The sequence below is a fragment of the Nonomuraea sp. NPDC003804 genome, from assembly GCF_040610675.1.
Lineage (GTDB): Bacteria > Actinomycetota > Actinomycetes > Streptosporangiales > Streptosporangiaceae > Nonomuraea.
Genome location: NZ_JBEXMT010000019.1, coordinates 168,905 through 188,741, shown reverse-complemented (window position 1 = coordinate 188,741; position 19,837 = coordinate 168,905). Strand labels below are relative to the sequence as shown.

At 69.7% G+C, this 19,837-nt stretch carries 14 protein-coding genes; 9 read left to right on the top strand and 5 right to left on the bottom strand.

Annotated features, from left to right (window positions below; translation table 11 throughout):
* From ABZX22_RS25855 to ABZX22_RS25835, 5 genes are all read left to right on the top strand, one after another.
* The coding region (locus ABZX22_RS25855) for a phosphopantetheine-binding protein (protein WP_354913493.1) at positions 1–618 on the top strand (618 nt) is incomplete at its 5' end.
* Complete coding sequence (locus ABZX22_RS25850; RefSeq protein WP_354913492.1) at positions 608–5,011, top strand: amino acid adenylation domain-containing protein; 4,404 nt, start codon at positions 608–610, stop codon at positions 5,009–5,011. The genes ABZX22_RS25855 and ABZX22_RS25850, both read left to right, overlap by 11 nt.
* 2 nt (positions 5,012–5,013) lie before the next feature.
* Positions 5,014–6,270: an MFS transporter gene (locus ABZX22_RS25845; RefSeq protein ID WP_354913490.1), complete on the top strand. Its 1,257-nt coding sequence runs from the start codon at positions 5,014–5,016 to the stop codon at positions 6,268–6,270.
* A complete protein-coding gene (locus ABZX22_RS25840; RefSeq protein WP_354913488.1) occupies positions 6,267–7,094 on the top strand; it encodes an SDR family oxidoreductase in 828 nt (275 codons plus the stop codon). The genes ABZX22_RS25845 and ABZX22_RS25840 overlap by 4 nt, the downstream gene beginning before the upstream one ends.
* 13 nt (positions 7,095–7,107) lie before the next feature.
* The gene (locus ABZX22_RS25835; protein WP_354913486.1) at positions 7,108–8,271 is read left to right on the top strand and encodes a crosslink repair DNA glycosylase YcaQ family protein; all 1,164 of its coding nucleotides are present in this window, start codon (positions 7,108–7,110) and stop codon (positions 8,269–8,271) included.
* Between the two features lie 5 nt (positions 8,272–8,276).
* Here ABZX22_RS25835 and ABZX22_RS25830 read toward each other — a convergent pair whose 3' ends face one another.
* On the bottom strand, positions 8,277–9,896 hold the full coding sequence (locus tag ABZX22_RS25830) for a condensation domain-containing protein (RefSeq protein ID WP_354913484.1): 1,620 nt from the start codon (positions 9,894–9,896) through the stop codon (positions 8,277–8,279).
* Entirely contained in the window at positions 9,893–13,855 is a 3,963-nt protein-coding gene (locus tag ABZX22_RS25825) for an amino acid adenylation domain-containing protein (protein ID WP_354913482.1), read from the bottom strand. The genes ABZX22_RS25830 and ABZX22_RS25825 overlap by 4 nt, the downstream gene beginning before the upstream one ends.
* Before the next feature lie 150 nt (positions 13,856–14,005).
* Here ABZX22_RS25825 and ABZX22_RS25820 point away from each other — a divergent pair, with 150 nt between their 5' ends.
* The 4 genes from ABZX22_RS25820 to ABZX22_RS25805 all read left to right on the top strand — a co-directional run bounded on the left by ABZX22_RS25820 (position 14,006) and on the right by ABZX22_RS25805 (position 17,513).
* Positions 14,006–14,821 (top strand): SDR family oxidoreductase, encoded by an 816-nt coding sequence (locus ABZX22_RS25820; RefSeq protein ID WP_354913480.1) that lies wholly within the window; start codon positions 14,006–14,008, stop codon positions 14,819–14,821.
* A 1-nt stretch (position 14,822) separates the two neighbouring features.
* Positions 14,823–16,151: a serine hydroxymethyltransferase gene (locus ABZX22_RS25815; RefSeq protein WP_354913478.1), complete on the top strand. Its 1,329-nt coding sequence runs from the start codon at positions 14,823–14,825 to the stop codon at positions 16,149–16,151.
* 118 nt (positions 16,152–16,269) lie between these two features.
* The gene (locus tag ABZX22_RS25810; RefSeq protein WP_354913477.1) at positions 16,270–16,893 is read left to right on the top strand and encodes a hypothetical protein; all 624 of its coding nucleotides are present in this window, start codon (positions 16,270–16,272) and stop codon (positions 16,891–16,893) included.
* Complete coding sequence (locus ABZX22_RS25805; RefSeq protein ID WP_354913499.1) at positions 16,893–17,513, top strand: EamA family transporter; 621 nt, start codon at positions 16,893–16,895, stop codon at positions 17,511–17,513. Before ABZX22_RS25810 ends, ABZX22_RS25805 begins: the two co-directional genes overlap by 1 nt.
* Before the next feature lie 70 nt (positions 17,514–17,583).
* Here ABZX22_RS25805 and ABZX22_RS25800 read toward each other — a convergent pair whose 3' ends face one another.
* The 3 genes from ABZX22_RS25800 to ABZX22_RS25790 all read right to left on the bottom strand — a co-directional run bounded on the left by ABZX22_RS25800 (position 17,584) and on the right by ABZX22_RS25790 (position 19,454).
* Complete coding sequence (locus ABZX22_RS25800) at positions 17,584–17,847, bottom strand: hypothetical protein (protein WP_354913475.1); 264 nt, start codon at positions 17,845–17,847, stop codon at positions 17,584–17,586.
* 208 nt (positions 17,848–18,055) lie between these two features.
* Positions 18,056–18,523, bottom strand: coding sequence for a hemerythrin domain-containing protein (locus tag ABZX22_RS25795; protein ID WP_354913473.1), 468 nt, complete (start codon positions 18,521–18,523; stop codon positions 18,056–18,058).
* 529 nt (positions 18,524–19,052) lie between these two features.
* Complete coding sequence (locus ABZX22_RS25790) at positions 19,053–19,454, bottom strand: hypothetical protein (RefSeq protein WP_354913471.1); 402 nt, start codon at positions 19,452–19,454, stop codon at positions 19,053–19,055.
* Positions 19,455–19,837: the final 383 nt, after the last annotated feature.

The window sequence follows — 19,837 nt, the reverse complement described above, 5'->3', positions numbered from 1 at the left end:
TTGTACGCCACGGGCGACCTGGCCCGCCACACCACGGGCGGCGTCCTGGAGTATCTGGGGCGGATCGACGACCAGGTGAAGGTTCGCGGTGTCCGCGTCGAACCGCAGGAGATCAATACCGCGCTGGCCCGGCATCCGCAGGTCGTCAGCGCCCACACCACCGTCGTGGAGGCGCGGCTGGTCAGCTATGTCACCACCACCCAGCCGGTCCCGACCGACCAGCTTGTCGAGCATCTGCGCTCGGTGTTGCCGGCCGAGATGGTCCCGGCCGTCATCGTCACCGTGCCCTCCTTCCCGCTGACCCCCAACGGCAAGGTCGACACCGCGGCTCTTCCCCTGCCCGGCACCCAACGCCCGCACCTGTCCACCCGGCACGTCCCGCCCCAGGGCCGCACCGAGCAGTGGCTGGCCGGCCTGTTCAGCCGGATCCTCGGCATCGACGGCATCGGCGCCGGCGACGACTTCTTCGCCCTGGGCGGCCATTCCCTGCTCGTCGCCCAGGCCACCGCCCACATCAGGCAGGCCTTCGACATCCACCTTCCACTGCGGCAGATCTTCGACACTCCCACCATCACCGCCCTCGCCCACGTGATCGAAGAGCTGACCGATGGCCGATGACCTCCGGTACGAGCGCACCCGACGCCTGGCCCGGCGCAAGCCGGTGACGGCCGACGGCCCCCTGCCGTTCGGCCCCCTGTCGTTCGAGCAGGAACGGCTGTGGCTGTCGAACGCCGCCTACAACAGCGCGATCAAGGTGGACCTGGCGGGAATCGTCGACCCGGTCCGCCTTGAGCAGGCGCTCGGGGTGGTCGCCGCCAGGCAGAGCGTTCTGCGTACGACGTTCCACGAGGGGCCCGTTCAGCGGGTGCACCCCCGGTTGCCCGTGCGCGTCGACGTCCGGGACGTCCTCGCCTGCGAGGTCGACGCCATGGTGTCGGCGTACGCAGAGCAGGCGTTCGACCTCGCAGAGGGGCCGATATTCCGGGTGGCGCTGCTGCGGCTCGGCGTCGACCGGTGCGTCCTGGTCGTGGTGATCCACCACCTGGCCAGCGACGGCTGGTTCCGTGTGTTCTTCAGGGAGCTGGCCGCCGCCTATGAGGGATCGGCGATCCCCGGCCCGGCCACCGACTACCTGGCCTACGCCCGCCGGCAGCGGGCGGCGGCGGAGTCCGGCGCCTGGGCGGCGGGCATCGCCCGGCGGGCCGCCGACCTGTCGGGGGCGGAACCGGTGCGCGTCTACGGCGACCGGCGCGGCGGCGCTGAAGCCGGAACAAGCGGCGAGGTTCCGGTGCACTTCCCGCCCGAGCTGACGGCGCGGATCAGGAGCGCGGCAGCGGACTCGGGGAGCACGCCCTTCACCGTCCTGCTCGCGAGCCTGTTCGTCGTCACCTGGCTGAACAGCAGGCAGGACGATCTCGTGCTCGCAGTGCCAGTCGACGGCCGCGACCGGTCCGACCTCCAGGACGTCCTGGGGTTCTTCGTCAACCTCCTGCCGGTGCGCGGGCACGTCGACGCCGGGCTGACCTTCCGCGAGCTGCTGGCCCGCACCCGCGAATCGTGGCTGGACGCCTTCGAGGACCACACGATCCCCTTGGCGCAGGTGATGGCGGCCGCTCGCGCGCTCGGTGGAACCTGGGCGCCGACCATCGTCCTGAACGTCGACGCGCAGCCGTCGGAGCCGGTCAGGCTGGGCGCCGCGGTCGGAACCCCCGAAGGCATCGACACCGGCACGGCGAAGTTCGACGTGAACGTCTACGTGTCGGACGAAGGGGAGACGTTCTCCGGCGCCTTGATCTACCGGACCTCGCTGCTGTCGCCCTCGGCCGCCGCCCGGTTCGTCGGCCTGTGGGAGGAGATCCTGCGGGCCGCGCTCGCCGAGCCTGACCGCACCCTCCGCGACCTGCTTCCCCGGCCTGAGCCCCTGCGCACGCAAGGTCCGCCCCCGGTACGTGATCTCACCGCGCGCTTCGCGCGGAGCGTCGAGCGCCATCCCGACAGGACGGCGGTGATCTGCGGGGATCGGCGGATCTCCTACCGGGCGCTGGACGCCTGGAGCAACCGGCTGGCCAGGCGGCTCGTCGAGCAGGTCGCGGGACCCGGCCAGGTCGTGGGTCTGGCGGCGGGACGATCCGCCGAGCTGGTCGCCGGGCTCCTGGCCATACTCAAGGCCGGCTGCGCCTACCTGCCGCTCGATCCCACCTACCCACCCGAGCGACTCCGGCTCCTGCTGCGGAACTCGCAGGCCCGCATCGTTCTGGGCGCGCTCCCCTGCACGCGGCTTCCCTCGATCCCCCTCGACGAGGCCCTGGGGTTCTCCGCCGAACCGCTGAACGGCCCGCCGATCCACCCCGCCGCACCCGCGTATCTCATGTACACCTCGGGTTCCACGGGCGCGCCGAAGGGCTGCGTCATCAGCCACGCCTGCGTCGACCGGCTCCTCAGCGCGACAGAACCGCTTTTCCGCTTCACCAAGGACGACGTCTGGACGCTGTTCCACTCCTTCGCCTTCGACTTCTCCGTCTGGGAGATCTGGGGAGCGCTGAGCCACGGGTCCGCGCTGGTCATCGTGCCCTACGAGGTCAGCAGGTCGCCTGAGGACCTGCTGGAACTCCTGGATGCCGAGCGGGTCACCGTACTCAACCAGACACCGCTTGCGTTCGCCCAGCTCACCGCCGCCGTCAAGGCTCGCGGGCGCCACCCTGGGAGCGTACGGACCGTGATCTTCGGTGGCGAGGCGCTCGATCACGGCAAGCTCAGGGACTGGTACGACCACGTTCCCCAGGGCCGGACGAAGCTGATCAACATGTACGGCATCACCGAGACGACCGTGCACGTCACCTACCGCGAAGTCACCGAGCACGACGTGGACTCCGGCGCGGGCAGCCTGATCGGCCGGCCCCTCGCGGACCTGTCGATCCATCTCCTCGGAGACGACGGCCTGCCCGTGCCCGACGGGACGCCCGGCGAGATCTACGTCGCGGGCTCAGGTCTGGCCCACGGCTATCTGGGCGATCCACGGACCACCGCCACGCGCTTCGTGCCGTCCCCTTTCGCCGCCACGCCGGGGGAGCGCCTCTACCGGAGTGGCGATCTCGCCGCACGTACCGCTGAAGGGGATCTCTGTTACCTGGGCCGGGTCGACGAGCAGGTCAAGATCCGCGGCTTCCGCCTCGAGCCGGGGGAGATCGCAGCCGCGCTGCGCACCCACCCAGCGGTCGCGGACGCCGCGGTCGTCGTCCGCCACGACGAGCACCGGGGAGCCCATCTGGTCGCCTACGTGGTGGCAGCGGACCGCCGGGCCGTCCCCGCTTCCCGGGACCTGCGCGAGCATCTGGACACCCTCCTGCCCGCGCACGCCGTCCCGGCCAAGATCGGTGTCGTCGACGCCCTCCCCATGACCGCCAACGGAAAACTGGACGCTCAGGCGCTGCCCGAGCTGGTCGTCCCCGCGGAGGCGCGGGAGAACGCCGCGACCGGCGCGGTGGAAGACGTGATCGCCGGACTCCTCGCTGAGGCGTTCGGCCTGGACCGGGTCGGGATCACCGAGAACTTCTTCCAGCTCGGTGGCGACTCCATCATCGCCATGCGGGTGGCGACGGCCGCGCGTACGGCAGGGCTGCGCCTGCGACCAGGCGACGTGCTGATCGGGCAGAGCGCGCGAGGCATGGCGACCCTGCTCGACGTGTCCACGCCGAGCCCGGCGTCTCCCGCCTCTTCCGGCCGCGGGCTCACCCCCATGCAGCAGTGGTTCATGGAACAAGGGATGCCGCAACCAGCGCACTGGAACCAGAGCATCTGGCTCAGCCCGCGGAAGGACTGGTCCGTCAGCCGGTTCGAGACGGCACTGCGGACGGTGATGCGAGCCCACCCCGCGCTGACCGGCGACGGGCTGCCCGGCAGCGCCAAGGAGCCAGGCCAGGAGCTCGTCAGGGTGTTCGATCTCGGCACCGTGCCGCCCGGCCATCGCGCGGACCGGGTACGCAAGGCCCTGCACGCGGTGCAGACCAGCCTGGACCTGGAGCGCGGCTCGCTGGTCCGCGCCCTGGTGCTGCACGGGCTGCCTGACGGGCCGCTCGTGGCGCTCATCGCCCACCATCTCGTCGTGGACGCCGTGTCGTGGGAGATCCTGCTGCAGGACCTCGCCGCCGCCTACGCGAACCGCCCGCGCCCGGCTCCGACCGACTCCGCCGCGGCGTTCGCCGCGGAACTCGCCGCCTACGCCCACAGCGAGCAGGCAGGGAGCGAGCTCGCCTACTGGACCGCGACCGGCGGCGTTCGCACCAACGCGTTGCCCGTCGACCATCCCGAGCAGCCCGCCACCGAGGCGGGCGCGGCGACCGTACGGCGGGAGCTGAGCCGGGAAGCCACGAGCCTGGCGGGGGAAGCGGCCCGCGCGGCGGGGGTCAGCTTCGAGGCGTTCCTGCTGACCTGTACGGCGCTGGCGATCGGCCGGTGGTGCGGAGCATCCGCCCTCAAGGTGGACGTCGAGCGGCACGGCCGTGAACCCCTGCGCGGGGACAGCGATCTCACCAGGACCGTCGGCTGGCTCACCGCGATCTTCCCCGTCACGGTGGATCTGACCTGGGCCACGACGGCTGAGGCGCTCGGCCACGTCGCCTCCGTCCTGGACGGCGTCCCACACCGCGGCGCCAGGTACGCCGCCCTGCGCCACCTGGGCCCCGAGCCCGTACGCGAGGCACTGGCCGCACTCACGGAACCGGAGGTCGCCTTCAACTACCTCGGGCACCGCCTGGCGGTTGAAGGCGATGGGCCGGCGTTCGCCCGCGTCCCCCGCCCCTACGACCTGGGCGCGGACGACAGAGCCGGAGCGTCACCGCGAACGCGCCTGCTGTCCGTTGAGGCCGAGGTCGTGTCGGGAACGCTACGGCTGGCCTGGACGCATGACGCACGTACCGCTCCAGCCACCGCCGCGGCCCTGGCAGCCGCCACCCTCGCCACGATCACCGACCTGGGCGCCGCCCGCCCCGCGACCACGAGACGAGAGCCTTGACCATGTCCCTCTGGAAGAACCGTGACTTTCTCAAGCTCTGGACCGGCGATACCGTTTCGGAGATCGGCAACCAGGTCACGACCATCGCCATGCCGCTCCTGGCGATCCTCGTGCTCCACGCCTCCCCCGCCGAGCTGGGGATCCTCGGTGCCGCGCAGTTCGCCCCCTACCTCGTCTTCGGTCTGGTCGCCGGGGTCTGGGTCGACCGGTTACGCCGCCGACCGCTGATGATCATCTCGGAGGTCCTTCGCGCGGTGTGCATCGGCCTGGTCCCGCTGCTGGCGGCGCTCGACCTGCTCCTGATCCAGCATCTCTACGTCATCGTCTTCGTCTTCGGCACCCTTGGCCTGTTCTTCGACGTGGCCTACCAGTCGTACCTGCCGACGCTGGTCGGCAGGGAGGAGCTGACGGAGGGCAACGCCAAGATGACCGCGACGGCCACCATCGCCCAGGTGTCCGGGCCCGGGGCGGCAGGAGTCCTGGTGCAGATCGTCTCCGCCCCCATCGCCATGATCATCGACGCGGCGTCCTTCCTCCTCTCCGCCCTGGGCCTGGCGCTGATCAAGAAGCGAGAAGAGGCGGTGCCACCCGACCCCGCAGGTCGCAATCTGCTCAGGGAGGTACGCGAGGGCCTGGATTTCGTCCTGCGCAACCGCTACCTCAGGGTCATCGCGGCCACGACGGCGACGAGCAACTTCTTCGGCCGCATCCTGTTCACCGTCTACGTGCTCTACCTCACCCAAGACCTGCGGCTGACCCCCAGCATGGTCGGCCTCACCTTCGCCGTCTCAGGCGCCGGGTCGGTGCTCGGCTCCTTCCTGACCGAGCGGGGCACCCTGGCGTTCGGCCTCGGGCGGACGATCGCCTGGGGGCTGCTGATCGGCAACGCCGCGCTGCTGCTGATCCCCGCGGCCCCCGCTCTCGGCTCACTGACCGTGCCCGTGCTCCTGGTGAGCATGTTCGTCTGGGGTTTCTCCAACCCCGTGTACAACATCAACCAGGTCAGCCTCCGGCAGGGGATCACGCCAGATCGGCTGCTCGGCCGGATGAGCGCCAGCATGCGCTTCCTCGTCTGGGGGACCGTACCGCTCGGCTACGTCGCGGGCGGTGCGCTGGGCGAGGCCGTGGGACTGTGGCCGACGCTGCTGATCGGTGCGATCGGCGGGCTGCTGCCCGCTCTCTGGCTGCTCCCCTCGCAGCTGATCGCCCTGGCCGGCGCAGAGGGCGCCGCCCTCACTCCGGCGGGCGGGGAGCGATGACCTGGCCGTCCGGGTGCGTGGCCATGGTCACCGGCGCGGCGCGCGGCGTCGGCAGGGCCGTCGCGGTCGCCTTCGCTGAGGCGGGAGCGGACCTCGTCCTCCTGGACGTCTGCGCAGACCTGCCCGGCTGCCCCTATCCGATGAGCCGTCCCGACCAGCTGGCGGGTACGGCGCGGCGGTGCGGCGAACTCGGCGCCCGGGTCGTCACCATCGAGGCGGACGTCCGCGACCTGCTTCGCGTCGAGGAAGGGGTGGCAGGCGCCCTGGCGGAGTTCGGCAGGATCGACGTTCTGGTCAACAACGCGGGAATCGTCGGACCTGCCGGGGTTCTCGCCCACGAGATGGCAGAGGCCGACTGGAACCTCCTTCTCGACGTCAACGTGACAGGCGCCTGGCAGTGCGCCAGGAGCGTCCTTCCCGCGATGGTCGAACGCAGGAGCGGCAGCGTCGTCAACATCGCCTCCACGGCGGGACACATCGCCTTCCGGTCCTTCTCCGGCTATGTCACCGCCAAGCACGCGCTGATCGGGCTGACCAAGGCCCTGGCGGTCGACTACGCGCCGTACGGCATCAGGGTGAACGCCGTCAGCCCCACCTCGGTCTACGAGGATCCCGGCGAAGGGCCCGGCATGCTGGCCGGGGTGGCGACCATGATGGGTACCGGCGTGGCGAGCTACGAGGAGGTGTCGCATGCCCTGCATCCTCTGAACACGCTCGCCTACGCGGAGGACGTCGCGGCCGCGACCCTGTGGCTGGCCTCACCCGCCGCGGCGCGCTGCACCGGCACCATCCTTCCGGTGGACGCCGGATTCACCATCCGATAGGAGAACCGCAGACGTGCTGACAGAAGAAGAGATCCGCGCCCTGGCCCTGCGCAGCCAGGGCTTCGGAGAGAGCTACCAGCGCCCGGCCGACGTGCTGAAGCGTCTGGGCGTGATCCAGCTCGACTCGGTGGACGTCCTGGCCCGCAGTCACGAACTCACCGTCTTCTCCCGGTACGGCGCCTACGACCCCCAGGACCTGAGCCGGCAGATCTACGACGACCGCACGGGTTTCGAATACTGGGGCCACTCCATGAGCTGGATCGACCTGGCCGACTACCCGTTATTCCTGCACAGGGTCGCGCACCTGCGGGCGTCGGGGCGCGGGGCCAGCACGGTCAACAAGGAGGTCCGCGACGAGCACTCCGAGCTCTACGCGGGGGTTCTCGAAACGGTCGACGCGAAGGGCCCGGTCGGCGCCGCGGATTTCCCCGGTGCGGGATCGGGCGGGTGGTGGAAGCTCAAACCCGCCAAACAGGTCCTGGAGGACCTCTTCGACCAGGGCGTCCTCATGTGCGCAGGCAGGACACAGGGGTTCGCGCGGCAGTACGACCGTACCGAGCGGGTCCTGCCCCCGCGCACGGACACCTGCGACCCCGGGCAGGAGCGGGCGGCCTACGAGTTGATCGTCAGGGCGGTCGCCAGGATCGGGATCGGGACGGCGCGGGAGGTGGCCGACTACTACCGGCTGCACAAGTGGCCCGCTCCCTGGCGGGAGGCGCTCGCGCTGGCGGTCGCCGACGGCAGGGTCACCGAGCTCAAGGTCCCGGGCTGGCGAGGTCCCGCCTACGCCGATCCCGCATGCCTGGACGGTCCCAAGACGCTTCCCGACCACCCGCCGACGTTCCTGTCCCCGCTGGACAACCTGCTGTGGGACAGGAAACGCGTCCAGCGGATCTTCTCCTTCGAGCACACCTTCGAGATCTACGTTCCGGCAGCGCGCCGGCGCTACGGCTACTACGTCCTGCCGCTCCTGGCCCGCGGCGCCCTGGGCGGGCGCGCGGACCTCAAGCTCGACCGGCAGCACGGCGTGCTCCAGGTACGCGGGCTGTGGCTGGAGGGGGCGAGCCCCCAGGAGGCGGCCGAGGCTCTGCGCGGCCTCGCCCAGCACGTACGCGCAAGCGACATCGCGTTCGACGACGGTGAGCAGGCGGCCCAGGTCGTGCGGGCCCTGGGCTGAGCAAGCTACTGCCTGGCCCGGCGCAGCGCCGCCGCCAGGATGGTGATCGCGAGCTGGGCGGGAGTGGGGTTCAGGAAGATCTCGGCGACGGGGACGGCCACGTCGAAGTCTTCCTGGAGCTTCCGCGCCAGGTACATCGCGGCGACCGAGTTGCACCCCGCCTCGAACACGTCATCGTGCAGGCCGAAGTCGTCGAGGTCCAGGACCTCTGCCGTCAGCGCGCAGATCCTGCGCTCCACCTCGGTTTCCGGCGCCGCGTAGGGGCGGGCCGCCGGCCGTTCCCTGCGTGCGTCGGCCCGCGGCGTCCACGGCGGCGGCAGGGGCAGGTCGGCGACGGCCTGCGCACCCTCGGCGAGCGCGGTGAGCACCCCGGCGAAGTCCTCGTGCAGCCGTTCCACTCCCGGCCGCGACACCACGGCGGAATCGTGCGTGGTCCGCAGCGTCAGCTCTCCTGCGAGCGTGACGGTGAGGGTGAGGGGATAGCCGGTACGGATGCTCGCCCCGGGTACGGCCTCGCGATGGACCGCGATGTCGTCTCCCAGCGGGACAAGATCGAGGTCGCCGGGGTAGTTCTGGAAGACGAACAGGCTGTCGCAGGTAGTCGCGGACAGGCTCTTCCCGCTCCAGCCGTGGATCTGCCCGGGAGAGCACCACTGGTAGTCGGCTCCGACCGCCTGCCGCCTCTGAAGATCGAGCAGCCAGGCGTCCAGCGGCTCGTCACCCGGATCGGCGACGAGCACGGGGACGTTGTTGAGGAACGGCCCGACCAGGCGGTCCACGCCGTCGATCTCGAACGGCCGGCCCGCCATGGTCACCGCGAAGATCGTTCCTGCCTGCCCGTTGTAGCGCGATAGCAGCAGCCCCCACAACGATCGGGTCAGCACGTTCGGCGTCACCCGAGCGCGACGCGCCCGCTGGACGAGCGCTTCCGCGGTGGCCGAGGTCAGGGTGCTACGGATCTCCTGCGGACGAGAGCCGCCCGCGTGGTGCGACGGGCGCAGGAGCGCGCCCAGCCGCCCGCAGCCGGGCGTCGCTGCCGTCAGTTCGCCACGCCAGTAGCTCTCCGCACGGACGTCGTCCTGGGCCACGAGCCAGTCGAGGTAGACGCCGAAGTCGGTCGGCTCGCGAGGCGTGTCAGGCTCCCTGTAGTGCCAGGCCGCCTCTTCGAGCATCAGCTCGGCGGACCAGCCGTCGACGATCAGGTGGTGCATCGTCACGAGAACGACGTGCTCGCCTGGCGACAGCCGTCCGATGGAAAGGCGCAGCAACGGAGCCTCAGCCAGCCTGAACTCCCGCTCCCTGTCGGCTCTGGCCAGTTCGGCGAGCGCTGCTCCCGGGTCGGCGCCCGCCAGGTCGGCGATCGCCACGGGCACCTCGGCCGAGCGGCTGATCCGCTGCACGGGCGCCGCGCCGTCCTTCCGGACGAAACAGGTGCGCAGCGCCGTGTGCCGATCGACGAGGCGCTGCCAGGCCTGTCCGTAACGGACCGCGTCGAAGGGGCCGGTGCAGCGTAGGGCGTACTGCACCAGGCAGGCGGGCGACAGCGGGTCGCGCATGCTGTGCGCGAGCATGAGTTCCTGGATGGGGGTCAGCGGGAACTCCGCCGTGATGGCCTGGCCCGTCATGCCGGCCGCCTTTCCGCGCTCAGCGAGCCCATGCTGCGGACCAGCACGTCCGCCAGCTCGTTGGCGTCATCCTTGATGAAGTAGTGGCCGGCGTCCTGCAGCACTTCGAGCCGTACCGACGAGAAGTGCCTGAGCCAGTCGCGGTACCTCTGCGCGCCGTCGTCAGCGGTCGTCGGGTCGGCACCACCGAGCACGCAGAACGCCGGAACGGGAAGCGGAGCGTCCGTCGCGGCGCTGAAGTAGCGTCCGGCCTGCCGCTGGTCGTGGCGGACCAGCCGGAGCATCTCCGCGCGGTCGAGCGGCAGCACGTCACCGTCCATGCCGCCGAGCGAGCCGAGGAACTCCGCCAGCTCATCGTCGGACAGGGACTCGTCCCGTGCGAGCGCGGCGAGCGGATCACGGACGACGAGCGAGCCGCCGAGGAAGACCGCCTGCGGAGGACGGCCGGCATCGACCAGTCCACGGGCGATCGCGACCGCCAGGGCCGAGCCGACGCACTGGCCGTAGACGGCGATCGGACCGGGCGTCCGGGCCAGCTCGTGGACCACCCGCGCGGCGACGTCCGCCACGTCGGCCAGCGGCTGTCCGGTGAAGTCATGCCCGGGGAGCGCGACGGCCGTCAACGCCACCCCATCGGGCAGCGCCCGCGCCAGGGGTTGGTAGGAGATGGCGTTGCCGCCCCCGTACGGTACGGCGACGATGGTCAGCCGGGGCGCCGTCGAGGTGCGCAGGGGCAGGAGCAGCGGGGCCGGGTGCGGCTGCCCGCTGTCTGCCCGCGCGGCGAGCGCGGCGATGGTCGGGCTGGTGAACAGGGCGGCGACGGGGAGCTCCGCGTGGAACTCGCGAACCGCCCTGATCGCCAGGAAGGAGTCCCCGCCGAGGTCGAAGAAGTTCTCCTCCAGACCGATCTCCTCGTGCCTGAGCAGCCGGCACCAGACGTCGTGGACCCTCCGCTCGGTGTCCGTCATCGCCCTGCTCGGCGCGGCGGCCTGCGCGGCGGGTGGTTCAGGGAGGGCGCGCCTGTCGAGCTTGCCGTTGGGGGTGAGAGGGAACCGGTCGAGCACCACGATCGCCGACGGCACCATCGCCTGCGGCAGCGCCCGCATCAGCTCGGTCCGCAGCCGCGCGGGATCCGCGGTGCGGCCAGGGGCGGCCAGCACGTACCCGATCAGGCGCCGCTCCACCTTGCCAGGGGCCATGACGACCGCGTCCGCCACGTCGGGGCTCTTGCGCAGCTCCGCCTCGATCTCGCCCAGCTCGATCCGGACACCGTGGATCTTGACCTGGAAGTCGCTGCGCCCGACGAGCTCCAGCAGACCGTCGGGGCCGTACCTGGCCACGTCCCCGGTGTCGTACATGCGATCGCCAGGGACCCCGGAGAACGGGTTGGGGACGAAACGCTCCGCCGTCAGGGCAGGGCGGGCATGGTAACCCCAGCCGACCCCGATGCCACCCAGATACAGCGCGCCCGGCACGCCCTCCGGAGCGGGCTCGCCGGCCTCGTCCACCACGTAGGCGAGCTGGTTGGCCATGGGCCGGCCGTACGGGATGCTCTTCCACGCCGGGTCGACCTCGCCGACGGTGTAGATGGTGGAGTCCATCGACACCTCGGTGGCGCCGCCCGCGCTCACCACCGTCGCGTGCGGGGCGATCGAGCGGATGCGGTCGGGCAGCGAGAGCGGGATCCAGTCCCCGCCCAGGAACACCAGGCGCAGGTCCGGCAGGGTGGTCCCGTCGCGTTCCGCCTGGTCGACGAGGAGGCCGAGCAGCGGCGGCGCGGAGTGCCAGATGGACACCCGCTCCTCGCGCAGCGTCTTCAGCCAGCGCCTGGGGTCGCGAGAAGACTCCGCCTCCTGCATCACGACGGTGCCGCCCGCGGCGAGGGTGCCGAAGATGTCGTACGTGCACATGTCGAACGTGGGGGAGGAGACGGCGAACAGCCGGTCCTCGGGGCCCACGCCGTAGCGCCGGTTGTAGTCGGTGACGTTGGCGACCCGCCCGCGATGGTCGAGCAGGATGGCCTTGGGCACGCCGGTCGAGCCCGAGGTGAACAGGACGTTGGCGAGATCGGCAGGGCCGGCTGTCGGCCGCGGCGGGGCGGGAGCGCCGCTCCTGTCCGCGCCGACGTCGATGACCGGCCCCTCACCCACCGGTTCAGGGCCGGCGACAATGGCCGCCACCTGCATCTGCGACAGCATGGTGGCGAGCCTGGCCTTCGGGTACGCGGGGTCGAGCGGCAGGTAGGCGGCGTTCGCCTTCAGTACGCCGAGCATGCCGACAACCAGATCCGCCGACCTGTCAAGCAGCAGCCCCACGGTGTCACCTCGGCGTACGCCGGCCCGTTCGAGGCGCATGGCCAGGCCGTTGGCCCGACGGTCGAGTTCGCCGTAACTCATTCGCCGATCCCCTGATATCACCGCCAGAGCCTCGGGGTCGGCTGCCGTGCGCCGCTCGAAGAGCCCGTGCAGGGTCGACGACCGGGGGAAGTCGGCCGCGGTGTCGTTCCAGTCGCGTACCGCCCGCTCGCGCTCGGCGGACGTCAGCATCGGCGCCGCGAGCGCCCTGCGGTCAGGGGCGGCCACGAGACTCCGCAGCAGCGTCACGTAGTGCGCCATGAACCTGCTCACATACGCTTCGCTGAAGACCTCGGTCCGATGCTGGACGTGGCATCTGAAGGTGTCGCCGTGGCGGCGGAAATCCAGCAGCAGGTCGAACTTCGCGGTCTGCGCGGGCACATCGATGCGGTGCGCCGTCACCCCGGCCAGCCGCGGGAGCACGTCATCGCGCTGGGTGATCTGCATGAGGATCCTGGTGAGCGGGGAGGCGCCCCTGGCTCCCGCCGAGCCGAGTTCACCGACCAGGCGCTCGAACGGGACCTCCTGATTCTCATAGGCGTTGACGCACGTCCGCATCACACGGCCGAGGAGTTCGCGGAAGGTCGGATCGCCCGACACGTCGGTCCGCATGACGACCGTGTTGATGAAGAATCCGATGAGCGGCTCGAGCTCCGGTCTGGTCCTGCCGTGCATGGGAGCGCCGATGGCGATGTCCCTGCTACCGCTGTAGCGCGCCAGCAGCACCTTGAACACGGCCATCAACCCCATGAACAGGGTGGCGCCCGTGGAGCCGCAGAGGTCACGCAGGTCGTCGACGAGGTCGCGGGGCAGCTCGACCACATGCTCGGCGCCGGCGGAATCCGGCAGCAGGGCGGCGACACCGTCGGTGGGCAGATCGAGCGGGGTCAGCCCGTGGAGAGCCTCCCGCCAGTAAGCGAACTGCTCGGCTTCCTGCCTGTCCTGCTGCCAGGCGGAGAAGTCCGGGTACTGGATGCTCAGCGGCTCCAGTACGGGCTCGGACTGCTCCATTCCGGCGTCGTACCAGCGTTCGAGCTCGGTGAAGAAGACCATCATCGACCAGCCGTCGACGACGATGTGGTGCAGGGTCAGCAGCAGGACGTGGTCGCGTTCCGCGAGCCGCAGGATCCGTGCCCGCAGCAAAGGGCCGCGTTCCAGGTCGAAAGGTGTCCCGGCTTCCTCGGCGACGGTACGACCGTGCCACGCGTCGGCGTCTTCCCTCGCGAGGGTGATTTCGAGGCTGTCGTGCACCACCTGATAAGGCTCGCCGTTCTTTTCCGCGAAAGTCGTACGCAACGCCTCGTGCCGCTCGACGATTCGATTGATCGCGGTTTCCAGGACATTCACATCCACCGGGCCGAAGAGCCGGAAGGCGTACGTGCAGTTGTATGTCGGGTCGCCAGGATGGAGCTGGTCGAGAAACCACAGCCTGCGCTGCGGAGACGACAGCGGAACCCGGTGGTCTCCTTCGCGCGGTCGAATGGCGGCGGACTCACCGGCCGCGCGAGGCGCTACCAGGCCGAGGTCCTTCTCCAATCGGGCGCGCTGCGCAGGAGTGAGTGAAGCGAGGGTGGCCTCGACGTCCCCGCGATCAGCTGAATACATGGGGGAATCGTAGGTCGGGGCCGCTTTTCGAGGACTGCCTGATGGCTGGCGTACCTCTGCCGTTTACGCGCACGGGTCCGCCGGAATCCTGAATTCATCGATCCCCGCCTTTAGTATTGCCCTGCCATTCTGAGAAAGGGAATCGAGATTGTGAATATCGGCCTGGCCGGGAAAAGGGCGGTCGTTCTCGCGGGAACCCGTGGATTGGGTTGGGGCGCGGCCGCCGCCCTCGCGCGGGAGGGATGTGACGTCGTGGTCTGCGGCAGGTCCGTGACCTCTTCCTCCTCGGCGCACCCCGCCATCACGGCGCTGCCCTGCGATCTGCGGGACGTGGACCAGCTTGACGCCTTCCTCTCCACGGCGATCGCCATGCTCGGCGGCGTGGACGTGCTCGTCACCAACTGCGGCGGCCCGAAGCCCGGCGCGGCCGCCGAGGGCGCGCTGACAGATGACGACTGGGTGGAGGCGTTCCAGTCGGTGCTGCTCAGCGTAATCCGATCGTGCCGCCGGGTGATCCCGCTGATGCGGGCGCAGCGTGGCGGGGCTGTCATCTGCGTCGGCAGTACGTCCGCGATCCAGCCGATCCAGGGGCTCGCGCTGTCCAACGCGTTGCGGCCCGCCCTGCTGGGTTTCGCCAGGACGCTGGCGGAGGAGGTGGCTGCGGACGGTGTCCGGGTGAACTGCGTGCTGCCAGGCCCGTCCGCCACAGAAAGATCACTGGAGATCAGCAGCTGGGAAGCGGCGGCGACGTGCGGCGACGCCGCCTCCGTCCTGCGCCGGCGCACTCAGGCCACACCACTCGGCCGGCTCGGCGCTCCCGAGGAGCTAGGGCGGCTGGTCGCCTTCCTGGCCGGTGAGACGGGTTCGTTCTGCACCGGCACGGCCGCGGTGATGGACGGAGGCTTCTCCCTCAGGCCGGTCCGCCTCGCCCATGACGAACAGGAGCGCCATGCGGGTTCTCACTGAGATGTCGCAGATCAGCGAGCTGCTGCAGCGCGGCTACGAGCGGCTGATCCAGGACGATGCCGTGCTCGCGGCCGCGCTGGGCCGCGACGTCACCCGCCAGAAGAACACGCTCAACCTCGTCGCATCAGTCAGTCTCGCCGACCCGTCGGTCCTCGTCTCCGCGGGTACGAGCCTGTCGAACGTCACCGTGGAAGGCTACCCGGGCGCCAGGTTCCATTCCGGCTCCATCGACGTCGACAGCGTGGAGAGCCTGGCCGTCGAACGTGCGCGCCTCGCGTTCCGCGCGCAATACGCCAATGTGCAGCCGTACTCGGGTTCGGCGGCGAACCTCGCGGTCCTTTCCTGCCTGCTGCCGCCCGGCGGCACGCTGTTGAGCCTCGGACTCGACTCAGGCGGGCATCTGACCCATGGCGCCGGCGCCTCCATCACCGGGCAGCACTACCGGGCTGTCCATTACGGGCTCGACGATCAGGGGCTCATCGACTACGAGTCGGCGCACGAGCTGGCCGTGAGGCACCGGCCAAAGGTGATCATCGCCGGGTCGAGCTCGTACCCCCGGATCGTCGACTTCGCCCGGATGCGCACGATCGCGGACTCGGTCGGGGCCTACCTGCTGGCCGACATCTCCCACATCGCGGGGCTCGTGGTGTCCGGCTGCCATCCCAGCCCCATCGACCTGGCCCACGTGACGACGACGAGCACCTACAAGCAGCTCGGCGGGCCCCGCGGCGGGCTGATTCTGCAGGGACGAGACGCGCAAGCGCCGGCGCGGACCAGCGGGCTCACCCTCGCGGAGAGCATTCAGCGCGCGGTGTTCCCCATGACGCAGGGAACGCCGAATCCCGCTGCGATGGCGGCCAAGGCGCGGGCGTTCGACCTGGCTGCCCAGCCGCACTTCCAGCAGACGTGCCGGCGGATCGTCGCGAACGCGCAGAGCCTGGCAGAAGAGCTTTCTCGGCGCGGATTCCAGCTGCTCAGCGGCGGCACGGACACCCATATGATCATGCTCGACATCACCGGGAAGGGCATGAGCGGATACGTGGCGGAAAGCGCGCTGGAACAGTGCGGCGTGCTGGTCAACAGGAATGTCATCCCAGGGGACGGCAGGGCGCCGTCGACCGCGAGCGGTGTACGGCTGGGCACCAACATCGCGTCGCAGCGAGGAATGGGCGCCGCCGAGATGAGAACCAGCGCCGCGCTGGTGGACCTGGTGCTGTCGGCCGTCACCGCGCGGGGCGACAGAGCATTCGCGCTCGACCAGGACGCGAAGTCCTCCGCCATGACGGCTGTCGCGCAGCTGTGCGCGGACTTCCCCCTGCCGCACTACTGAACCCGACCAGGGAAAGGACGCCACGGTCATCGAACGGCTGCGCACCGTCGAAACGGACGACATCATCAGAGCAGGCCAGGACCTCAACCGCTTCGGCTACGCCAAAACCTCCTTCCTCGTGCCTGACGACGTCAAAGCACTCGTGGCCCGCGAAGCGCTCGCCCTCGTCGACAAGGCGGGGGTGCGGCGTGAGGTGTCCTTCAAGGAAACCGGGCACACCCCCCGGCGCATGCGGAACGTGACACGGCACGAGATCGGGGAACGGGGAACAGTCATTCCCCGGCTCTATGAATCTCAGGAACTCAGAGACGTGCTGGGCGCGATCGCCGGCGAGCGCATCCTGCCGTGCCCCTACGTTCCAGAACAGTTCGTCATCACCGTCCTGGAAAGGAACGGCGACACGCACGGCTGGCATTGGGACGACTACAGCTACGCGCTGGTCTGGGTGATCGAGTGCCCGCCCCTCGAAGAGGGGGGCTTCGTCCAATGCGTGCCTGGCACCACGTGGAACAAGGAGAATCCGCAGATCAACCGCGCGCTGGTGAACAATCCCATCTACTCCATGGAACTGAAGCCGGGAGACCTCTACCTGATGAGAACGGACACCACGCTCCACCGGGTCCACGAGATCAGAAGCGGCCGCCGGACGATCATCAACATGGCCTACGCCTCCGCCGCCGACGCGGACAAAGACATCACCCATGAGACCATGGACTCGCTTTGGTCCGAAGGCGAGTGCTGATGCTGGCTGCCATTCTGGCAACGAGCGCCGCCATTCTCTACGGGACCGCCGACTATCTCGGCGGCGTCGCCACCAGAAGGGCCTCCGCCCTGACGGTGGCGCTCTTCTCACATCTGTCCGGCGCGGCTACGGTCGCCCTGCTTCTCCTCTTCACGGCAGGTTCCCCAGAGGCGCACGCGCTCGCTCAAGGCGCGCTGGCCGGCCTGGCCAGCGGCCTGGGGCTGGCGCTCTTCTACCGCGCGATGACCATGGGGGCGATCTCGGTGGCGGTGGCCGTGGCGTCGGCCACCTCCGCATGCGTCCCGGCGATCTACGGTCTGGCCGCAGGCGAGCGGCCGAACGCCGTCGCCATCGCCGGGGTCGGGGTGGCCGTACTCGCCATCGTCCTGGTCAGCAGGGAGGCACCCGGCGGTGAGGTGGCGAGCGGGAAGGGAAAGGCTGGCTGGGGGCGCGGGGTTCGGCGCCTTCTTCGTGCTCATCCCCACCACGTCGACCAGCGGGCTGTGGCCGCTGCTGGCGGCACGGGGCAGCTCCGTTGCTGGCCGGAGTCTTTCTCAACGAGCGGTTACGCAGGGTTCAGGTGGCCGGGATCTGCCTGGCACTCGTCGCGGCGATCATGATCACCAGCACCTAGCCTCGAACGTTCGTGATCTTCATATGGTCAGGTGAGCGGTGCAGCTGGGATTGCGGTCAGCGTGATGGCCCGGCTGCCGCGCCGGGTGGCGGGGTTCCACAGGCCCGCTGGGGTGCATGCTTTCGGCCAGTTGGCCAGGTTGAGACCAGGCCGTCGGCGTCGTAGGCGGATGTCCACGCGGTCTTGGGCAGGCGCAGGATGGCCTGCTGGATGTCCTCGGTGATGGTGAACCCGATGGAGTAGTTCCGCCATCGACCTGGTCGGGTCAGCCAGGACAGGAAGTCGTGGGTGCCGCCGCCGGAGCCGGTGCGGATCGGCACCCGGCGCCTGCGGTGCTTGGGCAGCTGAGCCAGTGCCGGGTGGTTTCGATGTGATCGTCGGCGGAGTTGGAGCCGACGTTGCCCGGCCGCAGCCCGGGTGAGTTGTTTCCGCCTACCGCTACTACCTACCCGACCTTCACCGACAGCCCGTATGCCCTACTCCAGGCCGAGGAACCGCATCACCGGCCGGCCAGTTCGCCGACCGGCGTCAGGCGTCACCGAACATCCGCTGCTTGTCGCTCTCCGGAGCATCGAGGACGCGTAGCGCACGTTTCAGCGACCCCTCCTCGAAGCCGAAGTGCGCCTTCATAGCACCCTTGATCTCGTTTATCTGCCGGAAGAGCTCCTGCGGCGACGACTCGGAGGAGTCCAGGGCCCGCTGGAAATCGGCCAGGAGCTGTGAAAGGACCTCGTGCTCGCGGGTGAGCTGGGTGATGATGGGCTCCAGCTCAGGCATCTGCTCGAGCAGGGCAGGGAAGAACTCGGCGTCCTCGCTGCGATGATGGCTGCCCATCGCCGAGCAGAACGTGTAGCAGAACTCACGCAGTTCAGGCTTGAGCGCGGAGGCACGATTGCCCTCGCGGATGGCCTTTCTGGCCTCCTCCAGCGCCTTCTCCAGGCGCTGGTGCACGTTCTTCAGCTCCAGATGCCAGGCGAAGACACGGTTACGCAGCATGGAGGGGCTCCTTTCCCTTGGCGGAGTCGGGCGCGTCGTCGCTGTGCTTGGGCAGGGCGAAGACGAGTGTCATGGCGACGAGCGCAGTGAGCGCACTCAACGTCAGCCATGCGAGACCAATCGGCGCGGAGCGAGTGCTCGCCGGCTGCTCGGCCGGCGCTGTCACCAGGACCCGCGCACCCCGCTCCGCAGGCCGATCCGCGATCTCTCCGAGGCGTGGCTCTTGTGCATCATCTGGCAGCCTCCTGCCCGCGTGGGGGCTCGAACCGCCCTGAGCGATGGCTTGTCAGCCCCGTCCAACCACGACCGCATCGCCGGCCCATGCGCCGAGCCCGCCACCCAGAGCGTCACCGACGCCGAAGGGACAGAGCTCCATCGCCCCACCCCCGGCCTGGACTCAAGATCCTCGCGCTGCAAGCGCAGGAAGAGCCCGCCCGCCACGCCATTGGCCGTTCGGCTCCGGGCCCGTACCTGATGGGCGATCGTCGGCGCGCGGTACCTTTCATTATTCCGGTGTTGCTCAAAGCCTTTATTCGACGCGTTCGGCGTTGGAATCGTAGCCGCCCCCGTCCGGGTAGACCCAGGCTCCGGTGAGGCTGCGGCCGTCGGGGCTGAAGACGCCCTGGTAGTAGGCGGGGGAGCCCCGATCCCCGGCCCAGATGGTGAGGGTGTCGCCCTCTAGCTCATAGGTGTAGTCGAGGGTGCTGCCGTCATCGCCGTAGTAGCGGGACTTGATGTCGGCGCTGGGCTCGGCCATCAGCGTCCGTTCCCGGCCGATGATCTCGATGCCGTGTGCGCCGCCCAGGTGGACATCCTGCTGAAGGAAGAAGTCGTTCAGCCAGCGGTAGGTCACGCTTCCCTCGTGCCCTCCTGTGATCTTCCACGTACCGATGAGCCTGGCCAGGGCCTGCAGTGCTGGGTCGTTGGTCATCGCATCCCTCTCAGAGCGGGTCGTTACCTCTCCAGACCGGCCTCAGAAGGATCTCACCGGTGTCAAGGGCGTACAAGCCCAAGTAGCCCGACAGCGCGCATCCCACCACTCCGCCCGAGGAAGTGGTGCAGCTCCAGCGACGACGAGTCGGCTGTAAGTCTTGTCAATGACGAAGCGCGGGTCGCTGGCTTTCAGTATCTCCCGGGCGGTGCCGGTGGCCATGTGGAAGCCGGGGCCGGGGCGTTGTTGCCGCAGTCGCGGTCCCATCATCCGGCGATGTTGACGAGGCCGACGCTCTCACAGAAAAGGGGCACCGAGTGTGGCCGAGGCCGGTGGCCGGCCAGGTGACAAAGCGCCGCAGGTCTTGCCGGTTTACCGTGCTG

Coding starts and splice junctions, on each gene's coding strand:
- ABZX22_RS25850 (WP_354913492.1), top strand. CDS start 608: ATGGCCGATGACCTCCGGTACGAGCGCACCCGACGCCTGGCCCGGCGC.
- ABZX22_RS25845 (WP_354913490.1), top strand. CDS start 5,014: ATGTCCCTCTGGAAGAACCGTGACTTTCTCAAGCTCTGGACCGGCGAT.
- ABZX22_RS25840 (WP_354913488.1), top strand. CDS start 6,267: ATGACCTGGCCGTCCGGGTGCGTGGCCATGGTCACCGGCGCGGCGCGC.
- ABZX22_RS25830 (WP_354913484.1), bottom strand. CDS start 9,896: ATGACGGGCCAGGCCATCACGGCGGAGTTCCCGCTGACCCCCATCCAG.
- ABZX22_RS25825 (WP_354913482.1), bottom strand. CDS start 13,855: ATGTATTCAGCTGATCGCGGGGACGTCGAGGCCACCCTCGCTTCACTC.
- ABZX22_RS25815 (WP_354913478.1), top strand. CDS start 14,823: ATGTCGCAGATCAGCGAGCTGCTGCAGCGCGGCTACGAGCGGCTGATC.
- ABZX22_RS25805 (WP_354913499.1), top strand. CDS start 16,893: ATGCTGGCTGCCATTCTGGCAACGAGCGCCGCCATTCTCTACGGGACC.
- ABZX22_RS25795 (WP_354913473.1), bottom strand. CDS start 18,523: ATGCTGCGTAACCGTGTCTTCGCCTGGCATCTGGAGCTGAAGAACGTG.
- ABZX22_RS25790 (WP_354913471.1), bottom strand. CDS start 19,454: ATGACCAACGACCCAGCACTGCAGGCCCTGGCCAGGCTCATCGGTACG.